Raw genomic sequence first — 4,215 nt, forward strand, 5'->3', positions numbered from 1 at the left:
CCTCTCTTGACTTATTACCTTAGGTCTAATTGATAACTATATTTTACCGCAAATAAGTAGAAAACCTTTTCATTAATTACGATTTAATTCTATAATGTAGTTGAATATTAAGGGAGGAAAAAATATGATTAAAAAAATTTCATCTACATTTGGTAGCTGGCAAATATTAAAGCAAATTCAAAAGAACAATCCAAGTCGTAAAATGATTGTACTTTCCAGCTCTTCAGCTCCAACGGATCTTCAATTATTAGATGTTTCTGGAGAAGAACCCGTTTTTAATAATCCATTATCTTATGACATATTGGCACACCACGGAAATCAAGAATGGACCGGCTTTTTCCGCTTTGCATTCTTTAGTTTGGGTGACGATGATTTAAAAGTTTTCGATTCAAAGGTTAATCAATTAATAACCTCTCCCGACTTTCCATTAGGTCTTAAAGATATCTATGTTCTAAAACCTAATAAAAAGCATAATGATCGAGTTCTTTTAACAATTTGGCAATTGGACTCAGATTACTCACTTTGGAAGCGGTCCGCAACCTACCAACCATTTGCCGCGTATACTAATACGAACTTCAGATATCATGACACCAACTACACAGCTTACAATCTAAATTAAAAATAGAACCACTTGATTAATGTAAAACACTAATCAAGTGGTTATTTTTTATGAATTTTATTTTAATTTTAGAAGCTGTGCATTAATAGCGACAATAACGGTACTTAAAGACATTAATATTGCTCCGACCATCGGATCAAGCAAAATTCCAATTGGTGCTAAAACTCCAGCTGCTAACGGAATTGCAATGCCGTTATATCCAGCTCCCCACCATAGGTTTTGAACCATCTTTCGGCTAGTATTTCGAGCTAATTTTAGAAAAGTTACAATGTCTACAGGATCATTTTTAACTAAAATAACATCTGCCGAATCAATTGCAACATCTGTACCTGAATTAATAGCAACTCCGATATCTGCTCCTGCTAAACTAGGTGCGTCATTCACTCCGTCTCCAACCATCATTACATGATGACCAGCTTGTTGAAGTTGTTTCATAATTTGATGTTTGTCTTCTGGTTTCAATTCTGCATCAAACTGTTTTATTCCAAGCTGTTGGGCCACTAAACTGGCTGTCTCCTTATTATCACCAGTAAGCATATATGGAATCTTGCCTAAGCTGATAAGTTGTTGAATTGCCTCTTTTGCATTCGATTTTATTTGATCACCTTCAGCGACTAACCCAAGAACAACTGAATCACTGACTAAATAAGAAATAGAATTTCCTTGTTGGGATAATTCACGATCTTTTTCTTCATCAAATTCAATTTCATTGTCATTTAAAAATCGTTTTCCAACCAGATAATACTCACGACCATTTACTCTAGCTTTTAATCCTTGTCCAGGAATTTGTTGAAGGTCTGTGGCTTCCAAAGTTGATAAGTTCAATTGTTTAGCTTTATTGATAATACCTTGTGCTAGTGGATGATTGGAATTCTGTTCCAAAGAAGCCATAATTGTAAGAATATTATTTTCCGAATAATCTTTATCGTACGAATTAATCTGATGAACCTTAAAGTCACCTTCAGTTAAGGTACCAGTTTTATCCATCAATACATAATCAATTTTATTTCCATTTTCTAAAGCATCACGATTTTTAATTAAAAGTCCATTCCGTGCTGCAATAGATGTGCTTCTTGAAACCACAAGCGGAATAGCAAGTCCTAAAGCATGTGGACATGCAATAATTAACACTGTCACAGCAACTGTCATAGCTTGATCAAACGATCCCACTAACAGCCAAATAAAAAAAGCAATAATACTAACAATTGTTGAAGCATAGAATAACCAGCCTGCTACACGGTCCGCAAATGATTCTGCTTGCGATTTACTATTTTGTGCTGAACTAACTAAACTAACAACTTTTGCTAAATATCCATCTTTACCTGTTCCAGTAACTTTAATAGTTAACGTTCCCTGCTCATTAATTGATCCACCAACAACATTAGATCCTTTAGTTTTATTGATTAATTTTGACTCTCCTGTTACTAAAGATTCATTGACAGAACTTTCTCCATTTATAACTATTCCATCAGTAGGTATTTTTTCTCCACCCTTAATTAATAAATGATCTCCTGCTACAACATTCTTTAAATCAATTTCTTTAATTTTCCCCGAAGCTAAAACTTTGTTTGCTTTATCTGGAAGCAGTTTTTGAAGTTCTTCTAAAGCATCACCAGCACCTGAAACAGCGTTCATTTCAATCCAATGGCCAAGCAACATGATATCAATTAAAGTCGCTAGCTCCCAGAAAAAGCTCATTTTCATTGGCATGATACGGAGAATATCATTTGATATAAATGCATACATACTGTAAATGTACGCCACACTTATGCCCATTGTAATTAACATCATCATTGCAGGTTTGCGTTCTTTAAATTCACCAGACGCACCACTAAAGAAAGGTTTCCCGCCATAGAAAAATAAAACAGTAGCAAGAATAGCCACTAACCAATCAGAAAATGGAAAGCTAATAAGCGGACTAGTCATTCCCATCATAGGGGACATTAATAAAACTGGTATCGTAATTACAACACTAATCCAAAACAACTGCTTTAGATTACCCATGTGCATCATCATACCACCGTGCATCATTTCATCATTCATTTGTTCATGATTGTGATTCATGTCCATAACTAATCTGCCACCTTTCCTAAACAATTACATTGGACAGTTTTAGGAGCATCATCGATTTGGCTACTAATGATTTTTTGAATTTCCTTTAAGTCATTTTTGCTAACTTGATGTTCTTGAATTGCCTTAGCAATAACTTCTCCGACTTTCATTTCACATATTGAGTCAAATAAATTGGCTGATTCCGAATTTATAGCTGTTTCCTCAGGAATTAGTGCTGAATATAAGTTAGCATGTCCCTGTGAAGTTGCTAGTAGGTACCCTTTCTTAACTAATCTACTTATCAATGTTTTGATTGTAGAGTTGCTCCAATCGTTCATACGTTGAATATTTTCAATAATATCAGCACTTCCAACTTCTCCGAGTGTCCATACAATTCTCATTATTTTCCACTCCGCTGGCGTGATTGCTTTGTTCATAATGTTCTCCTCGTCTACATTTGTAATCTTTATTTACTATTAGTTTACATTTGTAGTCAAATGCTGTCAACCAAAAGACATTCAATTTGATTTGTTGTATACTGAAAACATTAAAACCCAACGGAGGACTCGACCTTGCTCTTTCCAAAAATACCAAAACTACTATATTCAAACATCATACTAGACCTAATTATCGGATCCTTCTTCGTCTATTACCTTAAGATCGATGGAAACCAGTCAACTTTTTTACGGACAGTAATCATTGCATTTGCCGCATATGACTTTACAGACTTAATATTCAGCGCCAAAACTTTAATAGATATCAAACGTGAAAAAAAGTAAATTAAGTAAACAAAAAAGCCTACACAATGTGTAGGCTTTTTCTATTATTAAGGCGGTAACCGGATTTGAACCGGTGATGAAGGTTTTGCAGACCTCTGCCTTACCACTTGGCTATACCGCCATCAAAAATAAAAAATCGTGTGATATCGTTGTATTGTACCAGAAGTACGAATTACACGAGACCAACACGAAGTACTAGATGAAACATATGTGGACTATATGCTTCTAGATGCCGCCGGTGGGGGTCGAACCCACACTCCCGTGAAGGAACTGGATTTTGAGTCCAGCGCGTCTGCCAATTCCGCCACAGCGGCAAATACAACATATTAATAAATGTGGAAACTTGTAAAAGTATCCTAGGGCGGTACGTGGGAATCGAACCCACGCGTGCCGGAGCCACAATCCGGTGCGTTAACCACTTCGCCAGTACCGCCATCAATGGCAGGGATAGTAGGAGTTGAACCCACATTGACGGTTTTGGAGACCGTAGTTCTACCATTAAACTATATCCCTATAAAAAAGTTAAATGTAAGGAAAACCTTACTATGGCGCGGGACAGAATCGAACTGCCGACACATGGAGCTTCAATCCATTGCTCTACCGACTGAGCTACCGAGCCAAAAATGAACTATTGTTACTAACCGTTCATCGACGGTCCCAACGAGACTCGAACTCGTGATCTCCTGCGTGACAGGCAGGCGTCCTAAACCAACTAGACCATGGGACCAAAATACTAAGAATGGAGGATACAGGGCTCGAACCTGT

3 protein-coding genes and 6 tRNA genes are annotated in these 4,215 nt (G+C 36.7%); 1 reads left to right on the forward strand and 8 read right to left on the reverse strand.

The window, feature by feature from the left end; genetic code table 11:
• Positions 1 to 124: 124 nt before the first annotated feature.
• Positions 125 to 619: a hypothetical protein gene (locus IV88_RS08740; RefSeq protein ID WP_057800519.1), complete on the forward strand. Its 495-nt coding sequence runs from the start codon at positions 125 to 127 to the stop codon at positions 617 to 619.
• 57 nt (positions 620 to 676) lie between these two features.
• On the opposite strand, the gene IV88_RS08745 is transcribed toward IV88_RS08740, so the two are convergent.
• The 8 genes from IV88_RS08745 to IV88_RS08785 all read right to left on the reverse strand — a co-directional run bounded on the left by IV88_RS08745 (position 677) and on the right by IV88_RS08785 (position 4,177).
• Positions 677 to 2,689 carry a heavy metal translocating P-type ATPase gene (locus IV88_RS08745; protein ID WP_057800520.1) on the reverse strand — a complete coding sequence of 671 codons (2,013 nt, stop codon included), beginning with the start codon at positions 2,687 to 2,689 and terminating at the stop codon, positions 677 to 679.
• 2 nt (positions 2,690 to 2,691) lie between these two features.
• A complete protein-coding gene (locus IV88_RS08750) occupies positions 2,692 to 3,108 on the reverse strand; it encodes a CopY/TcrY family copper transport repressor (protein ID WP_057800521.1) in 417 nt (138 codons plus the stop codon).
• Positions 3,109 to 3,500: 392 nt separating this feature from the next.
• Positions 3,501 to 3,571 (reverse strand) — tRNA-Cys (locus IV88_RS08760).
• A 109-nt stretch (positions 3,572 to 3,680) separates the two neighbouring features.
• A tRNA-Leu gene (locus tag IV88_RS08765) sits at positions 3,681 to 3,764 on the reverse strand.
• Between the two features lie 46 nt (positions 3,765 to 3,810).
• Positions 3,811 to 3,883: transfer RNA gene (locus tag IV88_RS08770), tRNA-His, on the reverse strand.
• Between the two features lie 6 nt (positions 3,884 to 3,889).
• Positions 3,890 to 3,963: transfer RNA gene (locus IV88_RS08775), tRNA-Trp, on the reverse strand.
• A 33-nt stretch (positions 3,964 to 3,996) separates the two neighbouring features.
• Positions 3,997 to 4,069 (reverse strand) — tRNA-Phe (locus IV88_RS08780).
• Positions 4,070 to 4,102: 33 nt separating this feature from the next.
• A tRNA-Asp gene (locus tag IV88_RS08785) sits at positions 4,103 to 4,177 on the reverse strand.
• Between the last annotated feature and the right edge of the window lie 38 nt (positions 4,178 to 4,215).

The organism is Pediococcus argentinicus (assembly GCF_001437605.1).
Lineage (GTDB): Bacteria > Bacillota > Bacilli > Lactobacillales > Lactobacillaceae > Pediococcus > Pediococcus argentinicus.